General features: G+C 61.4%; 28 protein-coding genes and 1 riboswitch. Of the genes, 14 read left to right on the forward strand and 14 right to left on the reverse strand.

The genetic code is table 11. The features are described 5' to 3' along the window. The first annotated feature begins 15 nt into the window (after positions 1–15). Positions 16–372, forward strand: coding sequence for a response regulator (locus tag PspCFBP13509_RS26225; RefSeq protein ID WP_027604054.1), 357 nt, complete (start codon positions 16–18; stop codon positions 370–372). A 2-nt stretch (positions 373–374) separates the two neighbouring features. Here PspCFBP13509_RS26225 and PspCFBP13509_RS26230 read toward each other — a convergent pair whose 3' ends face one another. Both PspCFBP13509_RS26230 and PspCFBP13509_RS26235 read right to left on the reverse strand, forming a co-directional pair. Beyond that, positions 375–680, reverse strand: coding sequence for a protealysin inhibitor emfourin (locus tag PspCFBP13509_RS26230; RefSeq protein ID WP_027604053.1), 306 nt, complete (start codon positions 678–680; stop codon positions 375–377). 14 nt (positions 681–694) lie between these two features. After that, positions 695–1,756 carry a M4 family metallopeptidase gene (locus PspCFBP13509_RS26235; RefSeq protein ID WP_065925078.1) on the reverse strand — a complete coding sequence of 354 codons (1,062 nt, stop codon included), beginning with the start codon at positions 1,754–1,756 and terminating at the stop codon, positions 695–697. A 129-nt stretch (positions 1,757–1,885) separates the two neighbouring features. Here PspCFBP13509_RS26235 and PspCFBP13509_RS26240 point away from each other — a divergent pair, with 129 nt between their 5' ends. The 4 genes from PspCFBP13509_RS26240 to PspCFBP13509_RS26255 all read left to right on the forward strand — a co-directional run bounded on the left by PspCFBP13509_RS26240 (position 1,886) and on the right by PspCFBP13509_RS26255 (position 5,934). After that, positions 1,886–2,815: a DNA/RNA non-specific endonuclease gene (locus tag PspCFBP13509_RS26240; RefSeq protein ID WP_065925077.1), complete on the forward strand. Its 930-nt coding sequence runs from the start codon at positions 1,886–1,888 to the stop codon at positions 2,813–2,815. 36 nt (positions 2,816–2,851) lie between these two features. Beyond that, positions 2,852–3,045: riboswitch (cobalamin riboswitch) on the forward strand. Positions 3,046–3,161: 116 nt separating this feature from the next. After that, positions 3,162–4,172 carry an ABC transporter substrate-binding protein gene (locus tag PspCFBP13509_RS26245; RefSeq protein WP_065925076.1) on the forward strand — a complete coding sequence of 337 codons (1,011 nt, stop codon included), beginning with the start codon at positions 3,162–3,164 and terminating at the stop codon, positions 4,170–4,172. Further along, on the forward strand, positions 4,169–5,173 hold the full coding sequence (locus PspCFBP13509_RS26250; RefSeq protein ID WP_065925075.1) for a FecCD family ABC transporter permease: 1,005 nt from the start codon (positions 4,169–4,171) through the stop codon (positions 5,171–5,173). Before PspCFBP13509_RS26245 ends, PspCFBP13509_RS26250 begins: the two co-directional genes overlap by 4 nt. Beyond that, a complete protein-coding gene (locus PspCFBP13509_RS26255) occupies positions 5,170–5,934 on the forward strand; it encodes an ABC transporter ATP-binding protein (RefSeq protein WP_065925074.1) in 765 nt (254 codons plus the stop codon). The genes PspCFBP13509_RS26250 and PspCFBP13509_RS26255 overlap by 4 nt, the downstream gene beginning before the upstream one ends. A 337-nt stretch (positions 5,935–6,271) precedes the next feature. Here PspCFBP13509_RS26255 and PspCFBP13509_RS26265 read toward each other — a convergent pair whose 3' ends face one another. The 5 genes from PspCFBP13509_RS26265 to PspCFBP13509_RS26285 form a co-directional block, all read right to left on the reverse strand. Further along, positions 6,272–6,724 carry a GNAT family N-acetyltransferase gene (locus tag PspCFBP13509_RS26265; RefSeq protein WP_178084560.1) on the reverse strand — a complete coding sequence of 151 codons (453 nt, stop codon included), beginning with the start codon at positions 6,722–6,724 and terminating at the stop codon, positions 6,272–6,274. Beyond that, the gene (locus tag PspCFBP13509_RS26270; RefSeq protein ID WP_074847333.1) at positions 6,721–7,260 is read right to left on the reverse strand and encodes a hypothetical protein; all 540 of its coding nucleotides are present in this window, start codon (positions 7,258–7,260) and stop codon (positions 6,721–6,723) included. Before PspCFBP13509_RS26270 ends, PspCFBP13509_RS26265 begins: the two co-directional genes overlap by 4 nt. 208 nt (positions 7,261–7,468) lie before the next feature. Further along, positions 7,469–8,395 (reverse strand): alpha/beta hydrolase fold domain-containing protein, encoded by a 927-nt coding sequence (locus tag PspCFBP13509_RS26275; RefSeq protein WP_065946497.1) that lies wholly within the window; start codon positions 8,393–8,395, stop codon positions 7,469–7,471. Beyond that, entirely contained in the window at positions 8,395–8,835 is a 441-nt protein-coding gene (gene tspO, locus PspCFBP13509_RS26280) for a tryptophan-rich sensory protein TspO (RefSeq protein ID WP_065925072.1), read from the reverse strand. The genes PspCFBP13509_RS26275 and tspO overlap by 1 nt, the downstream gene beginning before the upstream one ends. Further along, on the reverse strand, positions 8,832–9,476 hold the full coding sequence (locus tag PspCFBP13509_RS26285; RefSeq protein WP_137212886.1) for a nucleotidyltransferase family protein: 645 nt from the start codon (positions 9,474–9,476) through the stop codon (positions 8,832–8,834). Before PspCFBP13509_RS26285 ends, tspO begins: the two co-directional genes overlap by 4 nt. A 129-nt stretch (positions 9,477–9,605) precedes the next feature. Here PspCFBP13509_RS26285 and chrA point away from each other — a divergent pair, with 129 nt between their 5' ends. Continuing rightward, complete coding sequence (gene chrA, locus PspCFBP13509_RS26290; RefSeq protein ID WP_065925070.1) at positions 9,606–10,814, forward strand: chromate efflux transporter; 1,209 nt, start codon at positions 9,606–9,608, stop codon at positions 10,812–10,814. 35 nt (positions 10,815–10,849) lie between these two features. Here chrA and PspCFBP13509_RS26295 read toward each other — a convergent pair whose 3' ends face one another. Then, entirely contained in the window at positions 10,850–11,083 is a 234-nt protein-coding gene (locus PspCFBP13509_RS26295) for a hypothetical protein (protein WP_074847337.1), read from the reverse strand. A gap of 682 nt (positions 11,084–11,765) precedes the next feature. Here PspCFBP13509_RS26295 and PspCFBP13509_RS26300 point away from each other — a divergent pair. Continuing rightward, on the forward strand, positions 11,766–12,590 hold the full coding sequence (locus PspCFBP13509_RS26300; RefSeq protein WP_137212887.1) for a DUF6602 domain-containing protein: 825 nt from the start codon (positions 11,766–11,768) through the stop codon (positions 12,588–12,590). A gap of 281 nt (positions 12,591–12,871) precedes the next feature. Here the strand turns inward: PspCFBP13509_RS26300 and PspCFBP13509_RS26305 are convergent, their stop codons facing one another. The 3 genes from PspCFBP13509_RS26305 to PspCFBP13509_RS26315 all read right to left on the reverse strand — a co-directional run bounded on the left by PspCFBP13509_RS26305 (position 12,872) and on the right by PspCFBP13509_RS26315 (position 15,192). Further along, positions 12,872–13,558 carry a tetratricopeptide repeat protein gene (locus PspCFBP13509_RS26305; protein WP_174562739.1) on the reverse strand — a complete coding sequence of 229 codons (687 nt, stop codon included), beginning with the start codon at positions 13,556–13,558 and terminating at the stop codon, positions 12,872–12,874. 14 nt (positions 13,559–13,572) lie between these two features. Next, entirely contained in the window at positions 13,573–14,238 is a 666-nt protein-coding gene (locus PspCFBP13509_RS26310; protein ID WP_083221118.1) for a hypothetical protein, read from the reverse strand. 345 nt (positions 14,239–14,583) lie between these two features. Beyond that, positions 14,584–15,192, reverse strand: a complete 609-nt coding sequence (locus tag PspCFBP13509_RS26315) for a LysE family translocator (RefSeq protein ID WP_065925066.1) — start codon at positions 15,190–15,192, stop codon at positions 14,584–14,586. 112 nt (positions 15,193–15,304) lie between these two features. Between PspCFBP13509_RS26315 and PspCFBP13509_RS26320 the strand changes: the two genes are divergently transcribed. The 4 genes from PspCFBP13509_RS26320 (at position 15,305) to PspCFBP13509_RS26335 (ending at position 17,513) form a co-directional block, all read left to right on the forward strand. Next, the gene (locus PspCFBP13509_RS26320; protein WP_065925065.1) at positions 15,305–16,168 is read left to right on the forward strand and encodes a LysR family transcriptional regulator; all 864 of its coding nucleotides are present in this window, start codon (positions 15,305–15,307) and stop codon (positions 16,166–16,168) included. A 41-nt stretch (positions 16,169–16,209) separates the two neighbouring features. Then, positions 16,210–16,581: a hypothetical protein gene (locus PspCFBP13509_RS26325; protein WP_074847339.1), complete on the forward strand. Its 372-nt coding sequence runs from the start codon at positions 16,210–16,212 to the stop codon at positions 16,579–16,581. A gap of 78 nt (positions 16,582–16,659) precedes the next feature. Next, positions 16,660–17,091, forward strand: a complete 432-nt coding sequence (locus PspCFBP13509_RS26330; protein ID WP_065925063.1) for a YeeE/YedE family protein — start codon at positions 16,660–16,662, stop codon at positions 17,089–17,091. A gap of 2 nt (positions 17,092–17,093) precedes the next feature. After that, the gene (locus PspCFBP13509_RS26335) at positions 17,094–17,513 is read left to right on the forward strand and encodes a DUF6691 family protein (RefSeq protein ID WP_065925062.1); all 420 of its coding nucleotides are present in this window, start codon (positions 17,094–17,096) and stop codon (positions 17,511–17,513) included. Between the two features lie 38 nt (positions 17,514–17,551). Here the strand turns inward: PspCFBP13509_RS26335 and PspCFBP13509_RS26340 are convergent, their stop codons facing one another. Beyond that, positions 17,552–18,274: a hypothetical protein gene (locus tag PspCFBP13509_RS26340; protein WP_065946503.1), complete on the reverse strand. Its 723-nt coding sequence runs from the start codon at positions 18,272–18,274 to the stop codon at positions 17,552–17,554. Positions 18,275–18,416: 142 nt separating this feature from the next. Between PspCFBP13509_RS26340 and PspCFBP13509_RS26345 the strand changes: the two genes are divergently transcribed. From PspCFBP13509_RS26345 to PspCFBP13509_RS26355, 3 genes are all read left to right on the forward strand, one after another. Beyond that, positions 18,417–18,797 carry a cupin domain-containing protein gene (locus PspCFBP13509_RS26345; RefSeq protein ID WP_065925060.1) on the forward strand — a complete coding sequence of 127 codons (381 nt, stop codon included), beginning with the start codon at positions 18,417–18,419 and terminating at the stop codon, positions 18,795–18,797. 162 nt (positions 18,798–18,959) lie between these two features. Beyond that, a complete protein-coding gene (locus PspCFBP13509_RS26350; protein WP_137212888.1) occupies positions 18,960–20,216 on the forward strand; it encodes a hypothetical protein in 1,257 nt (418 codons plus the stop codon). Between the two features lie 99 nt (positions 20,217–20,315). After that, positions 20,316–20,942, forward strand: coding sequence for a glutathione S-transferase family protein (locus PspCFBP13509_RS26355; RefSeq protein WP_137212889.1), 627 nt, complete (start codon positions 20,316–20,318; stop codon positions 20,940–20,942). Between the two features lie 29 nt (positions 20,943–20,971). Here the strand turns inward: PspCFBP13509_RS26355 and PspCFBP13509_RS26360 are convergent, their stop codons facing one another. Both PspCFBP13509_RS26360 and PspCFBP13509_RS26365 read right to left on the reverse strand, forming a co-directional pair. After that, on the reverse strand, positions 20,972–22,711 hold the full coding sequence (locus tag PspCFBP13509_RS26360) for an OPT family oligopeptide transporter (protein WP_065925057.1): 1,740 nt from the start codon (positions 22,709–22,711) through the stop codon (positions 20,972–20,974). Positions 22,712–22,842: 131 nt separating this feature from the next. Further along, a complete protein-coding gene (locus tag PspCFBP13509_RS26365) occupies positions 22,843–23,301 on the reverse strand; it encodes an REP-associated tyrosine transposase (protein ID WP_065925056.1) in 459 nt (152 codons plus the stop codon). Positions 23,302–23,535 lie beyond the last annotated feature (234 nt).

The following is a 23,535-nucleotide window of genomic DNA, read 5'->3' on the forward strand; positions in this document are numbered from 1 at the left end:
GTAGGTTGAATTGACATGGCCACCATCCTGGTCGTCGATGACGAGTACTTGATCGCCGATATCCTTGCCTACGCACTGGAAGATGAGGGGTTCATGGTCGTCACAGCTGGCAATGGGAAAAAGGCGCTGGAGGTGCTGGAGCGAGAACGGCCGTCGCTGATCATCACCGATTTCATGATGCCGGTGATGGACGGTGAGGAGTTCGCCGAAGCGGTCCGTGCACTGCCGGCCGTCAAGCACCTGCCGATTATCCTGATCAGCGGCGCGCAGGCCCATATCGGCATGCAGCGCTCGGACCTGTTCGATGCGGTGCTGGATAAGCCGTTCGACATCAACAAGCTCATTACCAAGGTGAAGGAACTGCTGGGGTGACCTCAACTGCGGATATGCCGGCGCACACACTGCACCAGCCCATCCAATGCCTGCGACTTCACCGGCGCGAGCACGCACACCGTATGTTCCTGCTGGCCTTCCTTCACGGTCAGAGTGTAGTGCACCTGGCCCGGATTTCCGGGCTCTGGCGTGGTGCTCTGCGGCAACTGAAAGAAGTTTGAAGCCTCGATCAGCTGCCGCAACTCTTGTTGGTCCGGCTCGGGCAACGTGTTCAACTCCACAGTACGAGGCTTGGTCAAACCCGGAAAAAACGCCGGCCCGCCGTTTTCCTTGATCGAAATTTGCATGGCTGTTCCTCACGTCAGACGTTAATGCCAACCGCTTTCCAGCCCTCCTTGACCGCCTTGTGCTCATCCTTGTTCGCGCCGTAGAGACGGCCGGCGATATCGTAGGTTATACGCGCAAAACGTAAAAACCCCGAGTTCGGCCGCAACCGCGCATCGCGCAGCGCGTCATACCAGATACGTCCTGCACGCTCCCAGGCAAACCCGCCAATCCGGGTCGCCACCTGATAGAACGCATGGTTGGGAATGCCGGAATTGATATGCACCCCGCCATTGTCCTCGTAGGTCTGGACAAAATCATCCATATGCCCTGGCTGAGGGTCCTTGCCCAGCAGCTTGTCATCGAACGCGGTGCCGGGGGCCTTCATCGAACGCAGGGCGACGCCTTTGATCTTCTTGGTGAACAACCCTTTGCCGATCAGCCAATCGGCGTCTTCGGCGGTTTGCTTCAACGCATACTGCTTGATCAGTGAGCCGAACACGTCCGAGAGTGACTCGTTCAAGGCACCGGACTGATTGAAATACATCAGCTTGGCCTCGTCCTCGGTGACGCCGTGGGCCAATTCATGGCCAATCACATCGAGGGCCACCGTGAAGCGGTTGAACAACTGCCCATCGCCATCGCCAAACACCATCTGGGTCGAGTTCCAGAACGCATTGTTATAGTTCTGGCCAAAGTGCACGGTGGCATCCAGGGCCATGCCGGCGTCGTCAATGGAGTTGCGGTCGAACACCTCTTCGAAAAAATCGAACGTGGCACCCAAGCCGTCATAGGCTTCGTCCACGGCGGCGTCGCCACTGGCGGGCTGGCCTTCACCGCGGACCAGCTTGCCCGGCAGGCTGTCGGTGCCTTCGGCGGTGTAGATCGAGCGCCGTTTGCCGGCGCCCATGACCAGGGCCATGTGGGCCGGCCCCTTGGCGGGCACTGCGACCATGCGCAGCGAACGGAACGTGCTGTCCTTGGCGCGGGTGCGCAGCGCGATGTCGCGCTGGGCCTTATCACCGTGACGCGCGATCTGGTCGAGCATATACGGCGGGATCAGGCAGAAAATCGGGTTGCGGTGGTGGCGATCACACATTAGCTGGCTCCCTGTTGGCATATGGTGTAGCTCCGGTAACCGTTTGAGGATAGCCCCCCAGGGTTAACCCGTGTCATCAATTGTCATCAATCTATGTTGCAGTCGTGTTTATCCAAGGAGGACTTACCCATGCCAGCCCGCAAAGCCAAAATCGATCTTGCGCACCGCCCACGACTCGCCGATCTACGCCCGTTGATCGCGACCAATCCCACCTTGATGGAAGCCCGGGCGGCGACGCCCCGTGTCACCGCGGCCAAGGATCTACAGGACCGACAGGGCTACGCCGAGGACTTTCTCAGCAGCTTCGCAGTGCCCTGGCCCACCGCCGATGAGGCATTGGCGGACGACGTCCAACCGCTGCGCCTGGACTACACGCATTTCTCGGTGACGATGTCCCGTTCCCGACGACTGGCGCTCTACGTGGGCGTCAATATCGACGGCGGGCAGCATGTGGAGATTATCCGCAGCAACGACACCTGGGCCTACGATGGGCGCCTGCCGATCAGCGCCCAGGTGGGCGAAGAGCTCTATGCCAGCAATGGCCTGGATCGCGGTCACCTGGTACGGCGCCAGGATCCTAACTGGGGCGACGCGGCAAACACCGCCAACCTCGACACCTTCCACTTCACCAACTGCTCGCCGCAGATGAGCGGGTTCAACCAGAAGACCTGGCTGGAACTGGAAGACTACATCCTCAATAACACGCAGCGCTGGAAAGCCCGGGCAACGGTGTTCAGCGGCCCGGTGTTCGCCGACGACGACCGCCTTTACCGTGGTATCAGAATCCCCAAGGCGTTCTGGAAAGTGGTGGCCTACCTCAGCGATGACGGCAAGCCCTCCGCCAGCGCCTACATGATCGACCAAAGCCGCGAGCTGGGTCAGCTCGACCTGATGTTCGGCCAGGTCAGGACCTACCAGCGCAGCGTGATCCAGATCGAACAATTGACCGGCATCCGCTTCGCCAACCTGGCGGACTACGACGGCTTCAGCAACGAAGAGCGCGCTACGGGCACGCGAATTGAAGCGCTGATCCGCGGCCCCGAGGATATTCGTCTCTGACCGGGCGCCCTTCGGGCTGTATCGCCTCGCCCTAATCAACTACCATACCGCGCCGGTTCCCGAACGGGACTAATAGGGAATCCGAAGCGCGGTACACCGCGTCAATCGGAACTGCCCCCGCAACTGTAGGTGCCGAGCCTGCTCCCCACTGCCACTGGACCGCGTCCGGGAAGGCCGGAGCGTGGCGACGACGCATCAGTCAGGAGACCTGCCGGCCCAGCACAATCACTCACCGGCGGGGTGTCCGGGAAGGACATCCTTGCCTGCCCGTTCGCCGGCGTTCGAGGGCGTATTTCCGAACCGTACCTAGCCTGTTTCCACGTACGGTCCACACGGAGATCGCCTCATGCTGCCACGCGTTACCGCCCTGATCAGCGGCCTGGGTTTCTGCGCCCTGGCCCACGCCGCGCCCACGCACTACCCGCTGACCCTGGAAAACTGCGGCAGCACCCTCACCTTCCCGCAGGCGCCCGCGCGCAGCGTGACCATCGGCCAGGCCGCCACCGAAATGCTCTATGCCCTCGGCGTGGCTGACCGCGTGGTGGGCACCTCGCTGTGGTTCAACAGCGTGTTGCCGCAGTTCAAGGCGCAGAACGACAGCATCGAGCGCCTGGCCAACAACGAGCCCAGCTTCGAAGCGGTGATCGCCAAGCGCCCGCAACTGGTGGCCGCCGAGCTGGAATGGGTGGTGGGTCCACAAGGCGTGGTCGGCACCCGCGAGCAGTTTCACGACCTGAAGATCCCCACCTACCTGCTGCCCTCCGACTGCGAAGGCAAGGACAACCTGGTGGGCGCCGACGGCACGCGGCTGGAGCCGTTCCGTATCGAGACGATCTACAAGAGCATCCGCCAGCTGGCGCAGATTTTCGATGTGCAGGATCGCGGCCAACAGTTGAACGATGAGCTCCAGGCGCGCCTGGCCCAATCCGTGGCCACCGTGCAGAGCAAAGGCCTCAAGCAGGCCAGCGCGCTGGTGTGGTTCTCCAGCGCCGAACTGGCCAGCGACCCCTACGTGGCCGGCCACAAGGGCATTCCGGAGTTCATGCTCGAAACCCTCGGCCTGCACAACGTGGTGCAATCCGATGAAGAATGGCCCGCCGTCGGCTGGGAAACCCTCGCCAAGGCCAACCCGACCTTCCTGGTGATCGCCCGCATGGACCGTCGCCGCTATCCCGCCGACGACCATGAAAAGAAACTCGCCTTCCTGCGCAGCGACCCGGTCACGCGCAACATGGACGCGGTGAAAAACAACCGCATCATCATCCTCGACGCCCTGGCGCTGCAGGCCAGCATCCGCATGTTCGACGGCCTTGAACACCTGGCCACGGCCATCGACGGCTACGACCTGCCGCAATGATCCGGACCTTACTCGCCCTGGCGCTATTGCTGATCGCCGTGCTCGCCGGCGTGGCCATCGGCGAAACCGCCATCTCGCCCCAGGTGGTGCTGCAGGTGCTCGCCAACAAACTGTGGGCGGCCGGTTACGTGCTGGACCCCATCGATGAAGGCGTGGTGTGGAACTACCGCCTCACCCGTGCCCTGGTGGCCGCCGCCTGCGGTGCCGGGCTGGCCACCTGCGGGGTGATTTTGCAGTCGTTGCTGCGCAACCCGCTGGCCGATCCGTACCTGCTGGGCATCAGCGCCGGCGCTTCGACCGGCGCGGTGCTGGTGGCGTTGATGGGCGTGGGCGGCGGGCTGATTTCATTGTCGGCCGGCGCCTTTGTCGGCGCGATGGCGGCGTTTGCCCTGGTGATTTTGCTGGCGCGGGCCAGCGGTTCGTCCAGCGGCACCGGGCAGATCATCCTCGCCGGCATCGCCGGGTCGCAGTTGTTCAATGCGCTCACGGCGTTCCTGATCACCAAATCAGCCAGCTCCGAACAGGCGCGCGGCATCCTGTTCTGGCTGCTGGGTAACCTCAGCGGCGTGCGCTGGCCGTCGGTGTGGCTGGCAGTGCCGGTGGCGATCACGGGCCTGGTGGTGTGCCTGTGGCATCGTCGCGCGTTGGATGCGTTCACCTTCGGCACGGATTCGGCCGCGTCCCTGGGCATCCCGGTGCGCCGCGTGCAGGTTGTGCTGGTGGGTTGCGCGGCGCTGGTGACGGCGGTGATGGTGTCGATTGTCGGCTCCATCGGCTTTGTCGGCCTGGTGATCCCCCACGCGGTGCGCCTGCTCCTCGGCACCGGGCATTCGCGCCTGCTGCCCGCCAGTGCGCTGGGCGGCGCGTTATTTTTGATTGCGGCCGATGTGTTGTCGCGCACCTTGATCAAAGGCCAGGTGATCCCGGTCGGCGTGGTGACGGCGCTGGTGGGCGCGCCGGTGTTTGCGCTGATCCTGATTGGCCGGAGGAATGCGCGATGAGCGTACTGAGTTGCACCGGCCTGGGCTTCAAGGTGCGTGAGGCGGAGTTGCTGCGCGATATCCACCTGGAGGTTCAGTTGGGTGAAACCCTGGGGATTGTCGGGCCCAACGGCTCCGGCAAATCCACCCTGCTCAAACTGCTCGCCGGTCTGCGCACACCGGCCAGCGGCGACGTGCGCCTGGGCGGCCAACGCCTGGGCGACCTGTCCCGCCGCGCCATCGCCCAACAGCTGGCGGTGGTGGAGCAACAGGCCGACACCGACGACGCCATCCGCGTATTCGACGCCGTAGCACTGGGCCGTACACCGTGGCTGTCGGCGCTGAGCCCGTGGTCCGGCGACGACGACGCCATCGTGCGCCAGGCCCTGCATGATGTGGACGCCACCCACCTGAGCCACCGCGCCTGGCGCAGCCTCTCCGGCGGCGAGCGCCAGCGCGTGCACATCGCCCGCGCCCTGGCGCAACGGCCGCAGATACTGTTGCTGGACGAGCCGACCAATCACCTGGATATCCAGCATCAACTGGCGATTTTGAAAGGTGTGCAAGGTTTGCCGGTGACCACCCTCATCGCCCTGCATGACCTGAACCAGGCGCTGACCTGCGATCGCCTGGCCGTGCTGGACCGTGGGCGCCTGGTCGCGCTGGGCAAGCCGCTGGAGGTGCTGACGCCGGAGCGCTTGCGGGAGACATTCGGGGTGCAGGCGCACTACCTGACGGACCCGTTCGATGGGGCGCAGATACTGCGGTTGCGGTCTAACTGAACACCACAATATCGACTCCACTCGAGATCCTAATGTGGGAGGGGCTTGCCACCGATAGCGGTGTGCCAGTCGACATATGCATCACCTGACAGACTGCTATCGGGCATAGGTATCTACGCACCGTTGGCTAAACGCTGAACGCTGGACAGATAGGGCTGTTGTGGCGAGCGGGCTTGTCCCGCGCGCGGCAAGCTCATCGTCGGGCAAACCAAACACACTGAGAAATGGATCGGGAGCAAGGCCCGTAATGCGGAAGTTCATGGTGGGCGCCTCTTAGGGTGAGCCCCATGAGACAAGCACCTGGCCAGCGGTGGCTATCCGCTTCTTGCGGTGATATTCACGGGCGGCTGGCTCGCTCGTAGCAAAGGTAGTCGTTCGAATCTGTGCCCACACAGGCAAACCCGGCGCGCTCATACATCAGCCGGGCAGGGTTATCGGAACGTACGCTCAATCGCAACGTCAAGAAGTCATTCTGCCCAGCCGCCGCCGCGTAAGCGTCCAGCAACGTCCGACCGATCCCCTGGCGTCGGTGAGCGTCACTGACGTTGATCGTACAAAGCTCGGCAACCCCCTCCTCTGCAGTCCACAGCGAATAACCGGCCAACTGCCCGCCCAGCATCGCGATCGTCAAGCGTTCGAAGTTATCGACCCAGCGCGTAAGGTGGCGCTCCAACTGGAGCCGCCAGGCTGCTTCGTGGTCGGGCTCCCAGCGGCGGATGTAGTCCTGCTCTCCCCGATAGATCGACGGCAGATCAGTCACCGTCGCCGGCCTCAACGTCAGCGCGTTCACTCACGCAACTCACACACAGCGCTGCCCTTCATACCGGAGGCATGTACGCTCACGTGGCGCACGGAAAAACCGGGCTTGTCCACGAGTTTCCTCTCTTCCCAGGCCCCACCGCTGGCGACCTGATAACCAATGGCGCCGTCCGCTTGCCAGGTCAGGCGCAACGTATACACACCGCGTTGGTCGGGGGCCCGATGGAAGAAGGTGTCGATGACCGGCTTGGCTTTGTTGAAGGTGCGCAGTTGGAACAAGCGCTGGTCGCTGTCGGCTGGCGTGTAGCTGGAAAGAAACAGGGTGTCGTCCTCGGCAGCGTCCTCGGCCGCCGCAAGAATCACCGACGGCACCCACTTTTCGCCGCGGTCCTGGTTGTCGGTGGTGACCTTGCAGGTCAACTGGCCTGTTCCGGTGACGTTCTGGCGCAGAACGGTTTCATACATCCCATAGGGCACATCGAACGTCAGTGTTTTTTCGGTGACCTGGCCACAGCCTGCCAGCAGATACAGCGCCGATAGACCGATGGCTCCTTGGAGAATCTTCACGTGCTTTCCTTTGCTTGGGGGGAATGTTTGGAGAAAAGAGGGTACCCGGCCTGCTGATAAAAGATAAGGCGATTGTAGTGAATCGGTGCTTTCTGTGGGAAGCGGGCTTACTCTGCACTGGCTGGTTTTGGGGCTGCTTCGCAGCCCAACGCGAGCAAGCTCGCTCACCACAGAGGAATGGGTGAGCCTTAGAGAGGCGCCTATACAGTTATGCCTGTTCGCCATCAATGCACTGAGTGATCCACTGTCGGCTATAGGCCAACACCCCATCCGCCATCGCCACCGGAAAATGAATAAACCCATGGGCCGACTCCGGCAACAGGTGTGCTTCAGCGTGGGGCCACCGCTCGGCAATCAGCAGCGTGTCATCCTTAAGCGGGTCCAACTCCCCCACAAACATCAACGCCGGGGGCAGCCCTTCAAAGTCGCCATACAACGGCGACAACGGCGGCTGTCGGCGCTCATCATCACTCAGCCCCGGCGTGAGCATGCGCAACGCCTCCACCATCCCAGGCCCATCCAGCAACAACGTTTCAGGCCCCGCAGCGCGTACGCTCGGTGTGCCGGTCAGGTCGTAAACGCCGTAATACAACACCGCGCCGCTTATGCGCTTGAGCAGTTCAGGCCATTGCTTGAGGGCCAGCAACGTCGCCGCCGCCAGATGCCCACCGGCCGATTCGCCTACGACGATGACCGGCAGGCCGGCAAACTCATCAGCACTGAGTAACCAGCGCGCCGCCGCCAAACAATCCGCCATCAGCCCCTCGACCGGCGTGTCGACCGCCAACCGATAATCCACCGACACCACCGCCACGTCGCACGCCTGCAGCATGCCCAGGTTGAGGTCGTCATCCATCTGCGCATTGCCGATCACCCAGCCGCCGCCGTGGATATCCAGCACTACGCCCTTGGGCTTGCCGCTTGGCCGCAGGATGCGCACCGGGACGTTGTCGACAACCCTGCTTTCAGCCGGTGTGGCGCGCTTGAGCGTTTGACTGACGCGCAACAGCGCCTGGATCAAACGCGGCGTAACGCGATTGCGGATCTTGAAGCGCGGCAGCCAGGCGAGCTTCTGATTGAAGCGGCGCATCTGGGCCAGTTCCGCCTCATTGGCGGGCCACGGTTGGTGAGCCATCAGCGGTTATTACGCAGGATCGAGAAATTCAGCGCCGCCGCCACACACAGCCACGCCAGGTACGGGAACAGGATCAGGCCGGTGATCAGGTCCAGGCGCACGGCCAGTACCACCATCGCCGCCACGGTGATCCACAGCAACACGATGATCACCATCCCGGCCAGCAGGCGATGCGCGCCGAAAAATACCGGCGTCCACAGGGTATTCAGGGCAATTTGCGCAGCCCACAGCGCCAGCACCATTTGACTGCCGGGGATCAGGCTCAAGCGATAGCCGGCCCAGGCCAGCAGCAGGTAGATGATCGTCCAGGCCACCGGAAACAGCCAATTGGGTGGGGTGAAGCTGGGTTTGACGAGGGATTCATACCAGGCGCCGGGTTTGAAAATGACGCCGGTACTGGCGGCGGCGGCGCAGGCAAGCAGGAAGATAAAGAAGGTCATCGTCTGTCCTTGGCGGGAGTGATTTGAAGCTTGGACGTGCGACACCTACCTAAAAGTTCAGCGCCAATCCATTCCGGTATCTCCACCCCGACAATCCTCAGCCAAGGCCACCGCGCCTGATAACTGCGCGCCTTCTGCTCAAACAACGCCTGCTCCGGATGCAGTGGATTAATCCGCAAAATCCCCAGTTCCACATCCTCCAACCCATACGGCGCATACACCTGGCCCGTGGCAATCTCCAAGCCGATGCACGTACCGGCCACCAGATAACGGTCGACCCCGTCGCGCGCCGACTGCAACTGCGGGTAAGGCCGACCAAAGCGTTTGCCGTACCAAAGGTGCACCCGCGCCTGGTTCTTGACCTCGACATTCACGCCCAGGTCTTTGAACAGTTCATCCGCCGCACGAATTACCGCATCCTCCGCCTCGTAGGACAGGTCGGTGTCGAAGTAAAAAACGTCGTAATCCTTCACGCCCTGATCAGCCGGCAGATTCGCCTGATGATTCCACACCGCCTGGAACAGGCAACCCGCCGTGAGCATGCACTGGTCCACCCCGAGGTCGGGCAGGCGCGCAGTGATTTCGGCGTTGACGAGGTTGGCCATGGCCAGTTCGAGCAGGGTTTCGACGGTCAATGTCATGGAGGCTCCTTCATCATCGGTACGGTCCTGGGGAGCAACGGTACAACATTGAGCGCTGGCGCCGCTTCTTCACGTCATCAAAATTCGCTAAGGTGCCGCGATGCCCTGCCCTCACCGAGACCGCCCGCCTTGGCTGACTCCCCAGCAAATCGACGCGAAAGCCCCTGGTCAGTGTTCCTGATTTTCCTGCGCCTGGGCCTTACCTCCTTTGGCGGCCCGATTGCGCACCTGGGTTATTTCCGGGACGCGTTCGTGACCCGGCGACGCTGGCTGAGCGAGCGCAGTTACGCGGATTTGGTCGCGCTGTGCCAATTCCTGCCCGGCCCCGCCAGCAGCCAGGTCGGCATCGCCCTCGGCCTGTCGCGCGCGGGGTACGGCGGCGCATTGGCGGCGTGGCTCGGGTTTACCCTGCCGTCCGCCGTTGTGCTGATCCTGTTGGCCTTGGGCATCACCCGGCACAGCACCGCCATCCCGCCCGGCGCGTTGCATGGCCTTAAAGTGGTGGCCGTCGCCGTGGTCGCCCAGGCCGTGTGGGGCATGGCGCGCAACCTGTGCACCGACGCCCCGCGCGTGGCCGTGATGCTGCTCGCCGCCTGCGTGGCCCTGCTGCAAACATCGGCGTGGGGCCAGGTCGGCGTGATCCTCATCGCGGGCATGGCCGGCCTGCTGCTGTTCAAGCCCACACCGCCCACCGCGCACGACGCCCTGCCCGTGACCATCAGCCGTCGCGCCGGGGCGCTATGGCTGTCGCTGTTTGTGCTGTTGCTGGCCAGCCTGCCGATCCTCGCCCAGTTGATGCCCAACCCAACCCTGGCCGTGACCGACGCCTTCTACCGCACCGGCGCGCTGGTATTCGGCGGCGGCCACGTGGTGCTGCCCTTGCTGCAAGCCGAAGTCGTGCCCCGCCACTGGGTGAGCAACGACGTGTTCCTCGCCGGCTACGGCGCCGTCCAAGCCATGCCCGGCCCGCTGTTCACCTTCGCCGCCTTCCTCGGCGCCTCGATGACCCAAGCGCCGAACGGCTGGCTCGGTGGCCTGCTCTGCCTGCTGGCGATCTTCGCACCGTCGTTTTTACTGGTGCTGGGCGCACTGCCCTTCTGGGAAAGCCTGCGCCGCAGCCCGCGCACCCAAGCCGCGCTGGCGGGCGTGAACGCGGCGGTGGTCGGCCTGTTGCTGGCGGCGCTGTACCAACCGGTGTGGACCAGCGCCATCTTCACCGCCCAGGACGTCGCCCTGGCGCTGATTGGCCTGGTGGCGCTGATGGTGGGGAAACTGCCACCGTGGCTGGTGGTTGTAGGAAGCGGCGCGGCGGGATGGTTATTAAGTCTTACGGTGTGAGCCGCGCAGCCACCGTGCCTTGCTCCGGCTGATGATCAGCCTTTCAACTCACCCGCCCGATGACCCGCCGCATCGTCGTAAGCCACATACAACGACTCGGCGATTTGGCTTTTGATGGCCTTGGTGGACTCCAGCCCCAACACAAAACCTTCCGCCTTACCGCCGGCACGGTTGAGTTCTTCGGGGGTGGACGCGCCGGTGATGGCGTCAAGCAGCTTGATGGCGTGAGGGCCTACACCCTTGGGAAGGCTGATTTGGTCGATGGACATGGGCGATACCTTGAAAGAGAGAGATCGGTAGCGCGTGGAACCACTGCCGGGGGTGGCATGGTAGACCGTTATACGCCGCAAGGGGCTGTTTTCCGGGTGAGCCTGATGCCCCCCTTCAAACTCAAGATGCCTTAATCATGTCATTTAGCTATCATGCATCACCCCGGCCTCGCGTCATCGCGCGGGGCCCGCACACTTAATCCAACAAAGACCAGGGACAGGCAATGCCGCCATTCAAGACACTGCTCGCCGCCAGCCTGCTGCTGCTCGCGTTCATGCCGGGGGCCTCAAAGGCCAGGAAGCCCAAGATATGCGGAGCATCATCCGAGTGGTGCGCTTGACTCACGCCAACGACACACCGAGCCAAGCCTTCACAACTGAATACGACCGCGGCCTGGCGCTGAGGGCCAAGAAGCATGCGGCAGCAACAACGAACTGACCAAGGCAAATTCCCTCACCGGAAACTCATCAGGGTCAGCTCACATCTTAAACATCGTTCAAACGTAGTGTGAACCGGATGTTCCATCCAAATCCAAAACAACATACCCAACGGCTTTAAAAACCACTTTTACTGATTGACTATGAACACGATATAGACCATCGCCCGCACACCGAAAGCAAACTCCAACATTATCTCCAAAATAATTATCGCCCACACTTTCACATCAGGATGTAATGACACATGCCAAGCCAGACAAAGAACATAAATATTAAAGAAATATTCAGACTGATATCAAAACAAATCAAAGTCGAATATGAAGAACTTGCCTCCCAGATCCCCCACTACGGAGAGCGCGGCGAGGGTCGCGAAGAAGTTGTAAAAAACTTACTAAAAAAATATCTTCCAGAAAGATTCGGGGTCAGCACAGGCTTTGTAATGGACATTAATGGGGCCATCTCCCAACAGTCTGACATAATAATATTTGACCGTTTTGTAGCGCCAAAATTTAAAATTGCAGGTGACAAATATGTATACCCATGCGAATCCGTTGTTGCTGTTGGAGAAGTCAAAAGCTTCATGGACAAAATCGAATTAAAAGATGCACTGACCAAGCTAACAAAAATACGACAACTCGACAGATCCGCAAACAACAAAAATAAAACCCGCCTTGGATACCACTTCAAAAACAATCACTCACTGATCTCACCAAAAAACAACAACTGCGACTCAATATGGACCTTCATATTCTGCTCAGACAGCCCAAAGCTAGATACAGTTACAACCAACCTAGCCAATGAACTAAAGTCATTAGAAAAGCATCTCTGGCCCAACATGGCATGCATTTTAAACAAGGGAATCATATCCTACTACTCACACTCTGGTTTAACAACAGACCCCAGAGAAGCTGTCGGCCTGTACTACAGCACTGAAGACGAATCAGAATACTCACTACTTAAATGGTTCATGCTCTTATGCAATGACATTTGCGACAACCAAATAACTACAATCGATTCAATAAACTACCTTAAATCACCAAACACAAAAAACATAAAACACCAACTATAAGACTAGTAAACACTACCGCTCTTTTAATACCTGAAAAAACAGGGTGGATTTAATTGAATACGAGCGCTAGAAGCATGCGACAGCAGCAGCGAACTGACCAAGGCAAACGCTCCCCCTTGTGGCGAGGGAGCTTGCTCCCGTGGGGCTGCGCAGCAGCCCCAACCATTCGCAGCACAGATGAACAACAGAGCCTGGCCACCCTGTTCCACTGCCTGTGCTTTCTCAGAATCCGTCGAATTATCCAGACAACGTGCACATTCGCCCCTAAGCGGGTGTTCCAATTACGGCATGGAAATCCTGTACTCCGCGAGCTTGGCCTTGTTCTCCTGCTCCAGGTACTTCTTGTCGACGATCTGCGAGAACTTCATGAAGTCGGCCTTGGCGTCTTCCCTGTTGCCCAAATGGTCGTACGCGATCCCGCGCGCATAATAGGCCCAGGCGTAGTCCGGCTGGCGCTGAAGGCCGGTACTGAATGCTTCGGCGGCCTCCCGGTACTGACCCAGGTCTGTCAGTGCGAGGCCCAGATGATAGTAGGTCGGCATATTGAAGCCGGCCCCCTTTCCTGCTTCTCCCATTCCGTTGTCAAGGTTGAACTGCACGAGCTCAAGGGCTTTTTTCGGGTTACCAGCGGCGCGATACATGGCGCTCAAGTCCAGGTAGGCGCGCGGCTCAGGCTTGACCACCAGTTGCATGGATTTCTCCTTGGCGGCCAAGGCTTCGGGAAAGCGCTTGAGGTTGAGGTAGGCGTCGGCCTGCACCGCATAAATCAAACTATGCAGCGAGGCAGGCAGCGTAGCTTTCTGCAGGCATAGATCACCTTCCTGCAGCACCAAGGGGTAGTTTTCGGCTTTGGACGCCTTTAACTGATTAGCGCAGTGGGCAAGGTTGGCTTTTTGCGGGTTCTGCATCCCTGCACAACCGGTGAGGAGGGCGGAGCAGGCAATCAGTGCGAGCCAGCGAGTATTCATGATCAGCATCCTTGTCAGTCGAGCAGATGAGCGTTGAGGTCAGGGCGATAGACCTGCAGGAGCGGCGCGGTCACGGTGCCTTGCAGCGAGCAGAACACGGTGGTGTGTCCCACGAGCGACGGTGACGTGTCGCCCGCGTCGACCATCAGCACGCGGTCTACGAAACCAAACGGCGTGGCGACACCAGGACCGGTCAGCCCTTCGGTGCGCCATTGGCCGATCGGGTCACCGACACGGCGGATTTCGGCGCGGGTAATGGCTTTGCCCTGACTGACAAAACGTGCGTTATCAACGATCAGCGGCTTGAGCTTTGCGGCCACCTCTTGCGGCGAGCCATCGGTTACAAACCCCCAGAACAGAAAATTGCCGACGTCCTTGATGGTTTGGGCCTGGTTGTAATAGCCGACCATACGCACGCCGTTAACGATCAGGGGCGTTTCGAAGTGTTGGTAAGTGCCACCTTCCTGCAGCGGACTCATGATGGTCGGTGCCTTGACCGAACCGTAGTCACTCAGGCGCAAGGTCCCTGCTGGCAAGCGCGCATCGCGCAGGCTCTCGAAGAAATGTGCATCGCAACGAGAGAACTCGGTCAGCAGTTGTTCGGGCGTGGTGACGGTACGGGCTTGGGCAGTGCAGGCGACGGCGAGCAATGCAACGCCGGAAAAAAGAGAGCGGAACATTAAAATCATCCGTGAAGTGGGAACAAAAGCTGTCGGCGGGTGAGTGGGAAACTTTAGCAATACGGGCCTGCGTTGAAAATATCCGTGTGCCGCTGGTCCCGCCCCCCCTGACTACTGCCACCCGCTTGCGCACACTGCTAACCTGCGGCCTTTATGCCTGCAAAAGGAAGGTTTACATCGCCATGGAGATTCAGGAAATCAAGCACCACCTGGCCCGCCCTGCCGTGAAGTTTGTGGCTGGCGGCTCCAGTTGCTCTTCAGCGCCGGTAAGCTTCGTGCCAAAGGCGGGTGCGAATTCCGGATTTTGTACAAATTGGGGCGACAAGCTCCAAGGCAGCCTTGCCTTCAACTATGCACCGGCAAGGCCAACCCAAACAGTACAAAAAAACCACCGCAGACTTTATTGAATCGGCGCCCGGTGCGGGCCAGCCAGGGCCGGATGCGGTTGGCTGCGCTGGCCACCAGGTACTCAACGACGAATTCCACCACGGCGTAGGTCAGCGCGATGGCAGCCGTCTGCGCGATGATGCTTCTATGCGGGTCCAGAAACGGTGGGATAAACGCGGTGAACAGCAGCAGTGCCTTGGGGTTTGAAATCGCCGAGACCAGCCCTTGGCGGAACAGCGACCAGCGCCGCAAGCTGATTGTGCCGCTGGCCTCAAGGCTGACGGGGGGCGCGCGCCACAGGCCGAAACCGAGCCAGATCAGGTAGAGCCCGCCGGCCACCTTCAAGGCGGTGAACCCACTGGCCGATGCCTGGATCAGTGCCCCCAGGCCCAGCGCGCACAGCGTCAGCACCAGGGCAAAACCGAGCACGCCGCCGCTGATGGTGAACAGCGTCCGGCGACTGCCGTGCAGGGCCCCATGGGTCAGCACCAGTAATGCATTGGGCCCTGGTACCACGGCGATGCCGAAGCACGTCATCAGGTAGAGCAACCAGGTATCAAAGGGCATGATCCACTCCAGCAGGTGGGTATTGAGGCCAGTATCTTGCGAGTGAAGAAAAGTCCTGAAAAGCGCATTATTCACGTTGCAGCCATTCGATTAACGAATAAAGGAAACCGCCATGCCCTCCAGCGATTTGCAGATCGATTGGCTCAAGTGCTTCGTGGCGGTGGTAGACGCCGGTTCGCTGTCGGCTGCGGCCCACGAGGTCAATCGCTCGCAGTCCGCCGTCAGCATGCAGATGAAGAAGCTCGAAGCCGCCCTTGGACGCCCGCTGTTGAGCCGTGGCCCAAGGCATCTGCAACTCACCGATGACGGCCAGACGCTGCTCGGCTATGCCCGTCGCATGCTCGCACTGCACGCGGAAACCCAGGCGGCCTTTAACGGGGAAGCGATCACCGGGCGAATCCGCCTGGGCGTCGCGGAGGACTATGCGGCGAAATACCTCACGCCGCTGCTGAAGCGTTTTTCACCGCGCTACGCCGGTGTGGAAATAGAACTGACCTGCGAGCAGTCGACCACGCTGATCCCGCGTGTGCGCAGCGGCGATCTTGATCTTGCGCTGGTGTCCAGGGACTCGCCCCACAGCGGCACCTTTCTGTTCAAGGAACCCATGGTCTGGGTGGGCTCGCCCCAGTTCGAACTGTGGCGGCGCGACCCGCTGCCTATCGCCGTCTACGAAAGTGAAAGCCTGGCGCGGCGTTATGCGGTGCATTCACTGGCCCAGCAAGGGCGACAATTCAAGGTGGTCTACAACAGTTCCAGCCTCGCCGGCCAGGTGGCCGCGGTGGAAGGTGGGCTGGCGATTGCCGCGATCACGCAGTGCACCGTGCAGCCATCACTGCAGGTGTTGAGCAGCGAGCATGGCTTGGGAAGCATTGCGCCCATGGAGGTTTCGATTCTGCGTAGCCGAGCTTCTCGGGGGGCCAAGGCGGTTAATAGCCTGCATGCGTTTATCATCAATGCGCTAAGAGTTCAGGTGTAGCTGGTTTAATACACACGCTGAACACCCACCTGGAGCCCTTTATGCCAACCACCTCACGCGACAACGCCCGGCTTGAACGTCGCCTCATCGCCGCCCTCACCGACGCCTGCGAAACCGCCAAAGCCGAAATCCCCGGCTTCGACTGGCTGACCCACACCGTCGACTACAGCGTCTTCCCCCAAAGCCTGCGGGTGATCTGGGTGTTCGACAGCCGCGCCAACAAGGAGCACGCCCTCTCGACAGGGGCAGACACACGCATGCGTGAGCTGACCGCCGCCGCGCTCAACGACGCCGATGTGCACGTCGCGCCCATGGAGCGCTGCGTACACTTCGACTCCGACGAAGAATGCCGCCTGCGCCATGACGGCGATTGGCGCGTACGCCTGGCCAAGGTGCATACGGCCAAGGTGTAAGTGCGCATCGTCACTCGTTGGGTTCATGGATAAAACTGTGGTATCGATGCACGTAGTCCAACACACCCAGGCCCCACCATGACCCTCTCCGCCCAGTTCACCCCCTGGACCGCCCTGCTCGGCGGCGCCCTGATCGGTTTGTCCGCAGGCCTGTTCATCCTGCTCAACGGCCGCATCGCCGGGATCAGCGGCCTGCTCGGCAGCCTGCTCTCCAGGCGCGGCGAAGGACGTGGGGAGAAACTGCTGTTTGTGCTCGGGCTGCTGGTCTCGCCCTGGATCTGGTCGTTGTTTGCCAAGCTGCCTGAGTCATCGTTCCAGGCCGGTGGCTACGCGCTGGTGCTGGCCGGGTTATTGGTCGGCATCGGCACGCGCTATGGCGCCGGTTGTACCAGTGGGCATGGCATCTGCGGGCTTTCGCGGTGGTCGCTGCGCTCGCTGGTAGCGGTCGGTTGTTTCATGGGCAGCGGGTTTGCCGGTGTCTACTTCATCCGCCACGGGCTGGGAGCCTGAGCATGCGCAAATTCATGGCATTGATGGCCGGTCTGATCTTCGGTCTGGGACTGCACCTCAGCGGCATGACCAACCCGGAGAAGGTGCTCGCGTTCCTCGATCTCGCCGGCGATTGGGACCCTTCATTGGCCCTGGTCATGCTCGGCGCCCTGGTGGTGAGCAGCGTGCCCTTTTACGTCGTAAGGCATCGTCAGGTTTCGCTGCTGGGCGCACCGATCCAGATGCCGACGCAACGCACCCTCGACCGCCGCCTCGTGCTGGGCAGCCTGGTGTTCGGCATGGGGTGGGCGATTGCGGGGTTGTGCCCCGGACCGGCAGTGGCATTGCTGTTGACGGGGCAATGGCAGGTGCTGGTGTTCACGCTGGCGATGGTGACGGGCATGCTGGTTTTTGCGGGGATTGAATCGCGCAGGCGGGGTTGAACCGCCTGCACGGCTTCATTTTTACCCCACACAGTAGGTCAGGCCTGCGTACTGAACCGCTGCACTCCACGCCGCTCAAACATCGCCGCTTCCGTCTGTTGCGTCGCCAGTTCGCCTTTGGAGGCCAGTTGATTAATAAAAATCCGATCCCTGGACCCTTTGAAGTCAGACGGGTCGAAGTCTCTTAAGAGCGGCGCCAGATCAATGGTCTTGGCGAAGTTTTCGTTAGTCAGGCTGTAAAACCCCAGGCCCGACCAGACGGAATCGGCGTCCACCGTGTCGATGGCGGCATTGCGGTAGGCAATGGCTGCGGTTTTCAGGCCCAGGGATCGGTTGAGCAAATCCGTCAGCCGCTGGGTATCCGAGCTGCTGAGCTGGCTGGCCGAATCCAGCACTTTCAGGCGGCCATCGGCTTCGACGGTGAAGCCGTATTTTTTGCCGGCCAAGTCGGGAGCGGTGGTCGACAGCGCTGACTCGAATGCCTTGAAGGATGCCTTCAGCGTATTGAGCGCGCCGGTGGAAATTTCGACGAGCCGAGGGTGGTCTGGCGACTGGGTCCGACCGACCCAGACGTCGACCACCTCCGGCGGTTCCACCGTGGTGCTTGCTGATCCACTGGGATGGTAGACGGCCGCCGGGGCGGCGTTTGCCAACACTTCCTTCGCGGCATCTGTCAGAGGCTGGGCCACGAGCTTCTGGTCGGAAGGTGTAAGGCTGGTGTTGGCCGGCGGGAGATAGGCAGCGCTGACGGAAAGAGCCATTTAATCGGTCCATGATTGGCGGGTTCATACAGGTTATCGACGGAAATCGGCCGAGCTTTAGACGACCAACCTGCAGGATCGTACAAGCCAGGCGCCCCGCGGTCTCGATAGTCTGGCCGTCTTACCTACCAGAGGATGGATCATGGCTACGTCACAGCACTCGGCACAACCGGTAAACCTCGCGCAAAAGGCATCGCTCATCGACGCGCAGTGGAGCCCCAGGGTCGTCGCCGAAATGAACGACTACCAGTTCAAGGTGGTGCGCATCGAAGGGGAGTTCATCTGGCACTCGCACCCGGAAACCGACGAAGCGTTCCTGGTGCTCGAAGGGACGCTGCGTATCGATCTACCGGAAGGCCCGGTGTATGTGGCGGCGGGCGAGCTGTATGTGGTCCCGCGTGGCGTTGAACATCGGACCGCCGCCGAAGGTGAGGCGAAGCTGATGATGATTGAGCCTCGGGGCATTTTGAATACCGGCCATGAAGGCGGTGAACGTACGGCCATGAATGATCTGTGGATCTGAAAAGTGGCGCGGGTGAACCCATAGCCTTACAGCGTGAGGCTTTTGTAGTGAGCGGTGGCAGCCGTCAAAGGTGTGTAGATACTCTCCGTCATTGAACCGAGCCTTTAGCGGGTAATTTCTGGATAATGCCCAGCTCCCGCTCCCGATACGGACATCCCCTCGATGAAGTTGCCCACCGCCGCCCTCCTCCTCGCCTCTGCGCTGCTGCCTTCCATCGCCCACGCCGACGACGCCGCGCTGACCGACACGCTCAAGGCCTTCACCCGCTGCGACGCGACGTTCTTCAGCCGCCTGAACAGCCACCGCGACGCCTGGCAGCCCTACGCACCGCTCAAGCAGGACAAAGACTTCGCGTGGATCGCGGTAGTCAACCGCGCGGACCGCAAGGCCAACGCGGTGCCGGTCAGCACGCCGCCCATCGCCGGCTTGAAGCTGTTGTCGTACGCCGACGAGGCCACCGACCTCGGCAATCTGGGGCGCTACTATTACTGGGGCTTTGTTGTGCAAGGCACTATCGACGAGGTTGCCCAACGCCTTGCCCCGCTGCTCGACCAACCTGCTCGCCTGCAAAAGGGCGACGGCGCCTACATCCGCAGCGAGCTCAAGGTCGGCGACCGCTGGCAGGCCATCAAGCCACGGCCCGGCGTCGCGCCGGGCACACGCGAAGTCGAGCGCGTGCTGCTGGTAGAACCGGAGGGCAGCGACGGTACGCAATCGCGCATCAGTTGTTCGTTGCAGGGCGGTGTCGATGCGGCGCTGCTGGCCTGGTCGCGTCCGGACATCCAACCGGTTGACTACCCGCGCACCGTCGTAGAACCAAGCATCAACGACGTCGCCGTCCCCGCCAGCGTGCTCCAGCGCCTCGACTCGGCCCTGCTGCAGCCGAAGTTCAAGACGTTGAGCTACACGTACCTGTCGAAAAAAAGCGATGGCAGCAACGACAGCCCCACCTCGGTGACCTTCACGGCGGTGGGTGGCTTGCTGAACAAGAACGAGATCTACAGCGACACCTTCCATGTCGAGCGCCTGGTGCAGGCGGACCTGATCCAGTTGAAGTCGAAGATGAACGGCGTGGGCGACGGCCAGGTGCTGCTGACCCGCGAAGCCGAGCTGAGTATTCCGAGCAGTTGGACGCCTGGCCAGACGCTGAGCGCCAACCTGCACATGGCGAACGTGCCCGGCAAACCGACCGATACTCCGCTCGAGACCTCCGTGAGCTGCAAGGTCGGCCAGCGCTTCCCGGCCCGACAGGTGTTTGCCTCGTTGACCGGCGACGCCATCAAGCTGGAGTGCGAGCAAGGCGACTACAAGACCTCGCGCGCGTTTATCGAAGACCTGGGCATTGCCCTGACGCTGGAGACGACGTCGAGCAAAATGCGCTCGGCGTATGAATACACGGCGTTCGAGGTGGTGCGTTGATCGAAGGGGCGTTTGCCAAGCAAACATCCCGCTGATTCAGGGCACTCTACGTTGTCGCAGCAGTCTGTTCCTACACACCCCATGCCCCGCGGAGTTCCCATGATCATTGTCCATCACCTCAACAACTCACGTTCGCAGCGCATTCTGTGGCTGCTGGAAGAGCTTGGCCTGCCGTACGAGATCAAGCGCTACCAGCGCGACCCGAAAACCAACCTTGCGCCGCCGGAGCTCAAGGCGATCAATGCGCTGGGTAAATCCCCGGTGATCGAAGACGGCGCCAACGTGGTGATCGAGTCCGGCGCCATCGTCGATTACCTGATCCGCCGCCATGGCGACGGTCGCCTGCAGCCGGACCCGGCCACGGCCGCCTACGACCAGTACGTGCAATGGCTGCACTTCGCCGAAGGCTCGGCCATGCTGCCGCTGATGCTTAACCTGTACGTCGGGCGCCTGGGCGATGCCGGTGCACCGCTGCATCCGCGTATCGAATCGGAAGTGACCAATTACCTCGGTTACCTCAACGAGGCGCTGGCACACACGCCGTATCTGCTGGGGGATGACGTGAGCGGCGCGGACATCCAGATGAGCTTTATCGGCGAAATCGCCAAGGCCCAGGGCAAGCTGGCGGCGTACCCGCACCTGGCGGCGTGGGTACAGCGGTTCCAGGCTCGCCCGGCTTACCGCCAGGCGCTGGAACAGGGTGGGGAGTATGCGTTTGCCAAGTGAGTAGCTTGCCCTCGACCGCGTGACAGAGGCTAAGGCGCCGCCATCTGCCACAGCGAAGCGCCCACGCCGGTGATGCTCTCCCCCGCAATCAACCCCGCCGCTGCGGTAATCGCAAACCGCTCGGTGAGGCTCGGCCAGCGGCAGCTCACCAGCCAGGTGAGCACCGCACCCAGGGCCATCATCAGCGACACCGAAGCTGGCAGCACAAACGCCAGCCCCAACGCGGCGGCACTGGGCAAGTAGCGGGCGCGATGGGCGGGCAACAGGCTGTCGAGCACGCCCAGCAACACCCCGGCCAGCCCTGCGATACCGATCGCCCAGCGAATGCTCGCCGACAATGAATCCAGCCCATGGGTAAGGGTTTGCGCCACGGCTTTCCAGGTTGCGACCGCCGGCGCCGGCCACTCCTCGGTGAGCAGCATCGATTGCGGATCAGGAATCAGCGCCAGGTACGCAAACACCCCGACGATGCTGCCAATGAAAATCCCCAGGATCTGGGCGATGACTTGCTTGTGCGGCGTGGCACCAATGGCCTTGCCGACCTTGAAGTCGTTCATCAGGTCGGTGCACTGCCCCGCCGAGCCGCCGGCGGTGTTGGCGCTCATCAGGTTGATCGGCACCTGCCCCGGCGCGACGATGCCGAAGCTCAGCTGGGACAACTGCCCGATGGCGCCAATCGGCGGAATACCGGTGGCGCCCACCACGCGGGCGGCGACGGCGGCCAGGCAGATCGCCAGGGGAATGGTCAGCAACGCCATCCACAGGTTGATGCCGAACAACAGCGCCTGCAGGCTCACCACCAATACGATCGACAGCACAAAACCAGCGGCCGGCCCGGGTTTGGGTACGCTCCAGGCTTGCCCGCCGGCGGACTTGGTCGAGGTGTATAACGCCCACAGACGAATCGTCAGCGACGCCAAGGTTGAGCACACCATCAGGCTCACTCCCGGCCACAGCAACCACTCCACCAACGCCGCAAATTGCGGGCCGCTGCTGCCGGCCGGCAAGGTCACCAGGCCTTGCGCCAGCAACCACGGGCCCAGGCCGCCCCAGGCGAGCAAGGCGCCGAGCAGCAGGGTCAGGCCGACGCGAATGCCGATAATGCCGCCAAACCCCAGCAGCAACAGCGAGGGGTCGGCGGTGAAGGTCAGGCGCTCCAGCTGGGCGGATGGCGACCAACGCGGGAAGGCCCACACAAAGGTGTCCACCCACTTCACCAGCCCGGACAGCAACGCCGCGCTGAGCAGCACCTTCAAACGCGTCGCCGCTTCGCGCCCATGGTTGTAGATATGCAGCAGGGTTTCCAGGGTGGCCATGCCTTCGGGAAATTTCAGCGCCTTGTCATTGAGCAACGAAGGCCGCAGGTACCAGGCGATCCAGATGCCCAGGAAACTCACCGAGAACACCCAGGCGATCATCGGCAGCGCGTCCAACTGGTTGCCGGTCAGCAGGGTATAGGCCGGGATCGGCGCCACCAGCCCACCGGAAATGATCGAAGCAGCGGCCGAGGCGACGGTCTGGTTGATATTGCTTTCATGCAGCGTCCACGGCAACTGCTCCGACGACCGCTTCGCCAGGCCCTGCCAGATCGCATACCCCACCAGCAGGGCAATGATCGACATGTTGAACGACCAGCCGATCTTCAACCCGGCGTACACGTTCGAAGGGGTCAGCAGGATACCGAGCAACGTGCCGGTGATGACCGCGCGCAGGCTCAGTTCGCGTTCGACGGGGGGATGAAGGGGGACCGTTGATGAGGTGGCATGCATGCGGATTCCTTTCGGCTGGGGAACAGGGCGACATAACAAGTGAGCCCCTCAAGGCCTGAAGGTTCCTGTGCGGCAAGCGGGCGCCTTTTTGTGATGAGCGGGCTTCAACCACTACACCATCAATTACTCAATCAGAGCCATGCAGCATCCCATAACGAATAATCCCCTACCTGCGCCACCAACCCGGCCCGCAAGGGGTTGGCAATGACGTAGCGAGCCATCTTGCGAACATCATCCTCCGCACGGACAGCCCTATCGTGATAACCGGGTTGCCAGACACGCTCCTTGCTTTGACGACGCCGGTTGATGGTCAGCGTGCTACGCGACTTCATACGCCGCACCACGTCGGGCAACGTCTTCTGCTTCAGCTCAAACAACCAGTGAATGTGGTCAGGCATGATGACCCAGGCCAGAGAGTCGACCAATCCCAGCTCATGAACCTGCCGGAATTCGGCCACCAACAGACGACCCAGATAAAGGTCGGTGAATAGGCGCTGACGGTGATGCACGACAACGGTAATGAGGTAACTGCGTCCGTATTCAGAGTAACGACCGTGACGCAGGCGATGGGATTGGGGTGTGGGGCGCATTCCGATGCTCCTGGGGACCGTCCTGAAGAGCATTAACACTAGCGCGCCGTAGCTGGCGAGCCAGTGTCATCGGGTGACTGAATGTATCCAGCCCGGAGTGACCTGGCTTTTGTGGTGAGCGGGCTTGCCCCGCGCCGGGCGGCGAAGCGGCCCCAAAATCTATCATCCGGGTTCACCTGGAAAAACGCGGTGTTCTTGATGAGGGCCGCTTCGCGGCCCGGCGCGGGGCAAGCC

Origin of the sequence: Pseudomonas sp. CFBP13509, from assembly GCF_005233485.1 — a bacterium.
Taxonomy (GTDB): domain Bacteria; phylum Pseudomonadota; class Gammaproteobacteria; order Pseudomonadales; family Pseudomonadaceae; genus Aquipseudomonas; species Aquipseudomonas marginalis.

What these genes read in the sequence shown, in the direction of transcription:
- PspCFBP13509_RS26355 (WP_137212889.1), top strand. Translation starts at nt 20,316, where the DNA reads ATGATCATTGTCCATCACCTCAACAACTCACGTTCGCAGCGCATTCTG.
- PspCFBP13509_RS26350 (WP_137212888.1), top strand. Translation starts at nt 18,960, where the DNA reads ATGAAGTTGCCCACCGCCGCCCTCCTCCTCGCCTCTGCGCTGCTGCCT.
- PspCFBP13509_RS26275 (WP_065946497.1), bottom strand. Translation starts at nt 8,395, where the DNA reads ATGGCTCACCAACCGTGGCCCGCCAATGAGGCGGAACTGGCCCAGATG.
- PspCFBP13509_RS26285 (WP_137212886.1), bottom strand. Translation starts at nt 9,476, where the DNA reads ATGACATTGACCGTCGAAACCCTGCTCGAACTGGCCATGGCCAACCTC.
- PspCFBP13509_RS26255 (WP_065925074.1), top strand. Translation starts at nt 5,170, where the DNA reads ATGAGCGTACTGAGTTGCACCGGCCTGGGCTTCAAGGTGCGTGAGGCG.
- PspCFBP13509_RS26335 (WP_065925062.1), top strand. Translation starts at nt 17,094, where the DNA reads ATGCGCAAATTCATGGCATTGATGGCCGGTCTGATCTTCGGTCTGGGA.
- PspCFBP13509_RS26230 (WP_027604053.1), bottom strand. Translation starts at nt 680, where the DNA reads ATGCAAATTTCGATCAAGGAAAACGGCGGGCCGGCGTTTTTTCCGGGT.
- tspO (WP_065925072.1), bottom strand. Translation starts at nt 8,835, where the DNA reads ATGACCTTCTTTATCTTCCTGCTTGCCTGCGCCGCCGCCGCCAGTACC.
- PspCFBP13509_RS26250 (WP_065925075.1), top strand. Translation starts at nt 4,169, where the DNA reads ATGATCCGGACCTTACTCGCCCTGGCGCTATTGCTGATCGCCGTGCTC.
- PspCFBP13509_RS26330 (WP_065925063.1), top strand. Translation starts at nt 16,660, where the DNA reads ATGACCCTCTCCGCCCAGTTCACCCCCTGGACCGCCCTGCTCGGCGGC.
- PspCFBP13509_RS26235 (WP_065925078.1), bottom strand. Translation starts at nt 1,756, where the DNA reads ATGTGTGATCGCCACCACCGCAACCCGATTTTCTGCCTGATCCCGCCG.
- PspCFBP13509_RS26360 (WP_065925057.1), bottom strand. Translation starts at nt 22,711, where the DNA reads ATGCATGCCACCTCATCAACGGTCCCCCTTCATCCCCCCGTCGAACGC.
- PspCFBP13509_RS26295 (WP_074847337.1), bottom strand. Translation starts at nt 11,083, where the DNA reads ATGTCCATCGACCAAATCAGCCTTCCCAAGGGTGTAGGCCCTCACGCC.
- PspCFBP13509_RS26325 (WP_074847339.1), top strand. Translation starts at nt 16,210, where the DNA reads ATGCCAACCACCTCACGCGACAACGCCCGGCTTGAACGTCGCCTCATC.
- PspCFBP13509_RS26305 (WP_174562739.1), bottom strand. Translation starts at nt 13,558, where the DNA reads ATGAATACTCGCTGGCTCGCACTGATTGCCTGCTCCGCCCTCCTCACC.
- PspCFBP13509_RS26310 (WP_083221118.1), bottom strand. Translation starts at nt 14,238, where the DNA reads ATGTTCCGCTCTCTTTTTTCCGGCGTTGCATTGCTCGCCGTCGCCTGC.
- PspCFBP13509_RS26300 (WP_137212887.1), top strand. Translation starts at nt 11,766, where the DNA reads ATGCCAAGCCAGACAAAGAACATAAATATTAAAGAAATATTCAGACTG.
- PspCFBP13509_RS26225 (WP_027604054.1), top strand. Translation starts at nt 16, where the DNA reads ATGGCCACCATCCTGGTCGTCGATGACGAGTACTTGATCGCCGATATC.
- PspCFBP13509_RS26340 (WP_065946503.1), bottom strand. Translation starts at nt 18,274, where the DNA reads ATGGCTCTTTCCGTCAGCGCTGCCTATCTCCCGCCGGCCAACACCAGC.
- PspCFBP13509_RS26315 (WP_065925066.1), bottom strand. Translation starts at nt 15,192, where the DNA reads ATGCCCTTTGATACCTGGTTGCTCTACCTGATGACGTGCTTCGGCATC.
- PspCFBP13509_RS26320 (WP_065925065.1), top strand. Translation starts at nt 15,305, where the DNA reads ATGCCCTCCAGCGATTTGCAGATCGATTGGCTCAAGTGCTTCGTGGCG.
- PspCFBP13509_RS26245 (WP_065925076.1), top strand. Translation starts at nt 3,162, where the DNA reads ATGCTGCCACGCGTTACCGCCCTGATCAGCGGCCTGGGTTTCTGCGCC.
- PspCFBP13509_RS26365 (WP_065925056.1), bottom strand. Translation starts at nt 23,301, where the DNA reads ATGCGCCCCACACCCCAATCCCATCGCCTGCGTCACGGTCGTTACTCT.
- PspCFBP13509_RS26345 (WP_065925060.1), top strand. Translation starts at nt 18,417, where the DNA reads ATGGCTACGTCACAGCACTCGGCACAACCGGTAAACCTCGCGCAAAAG.
- PspCFBP13509_RS26240 (WP_065925077.1), top strand. Translation starts at nt 1,886, where the DNA reads ATGCCAGCCCGCAAAGCCAAAATCGATCTTGCGCACCGCCCACGACTC.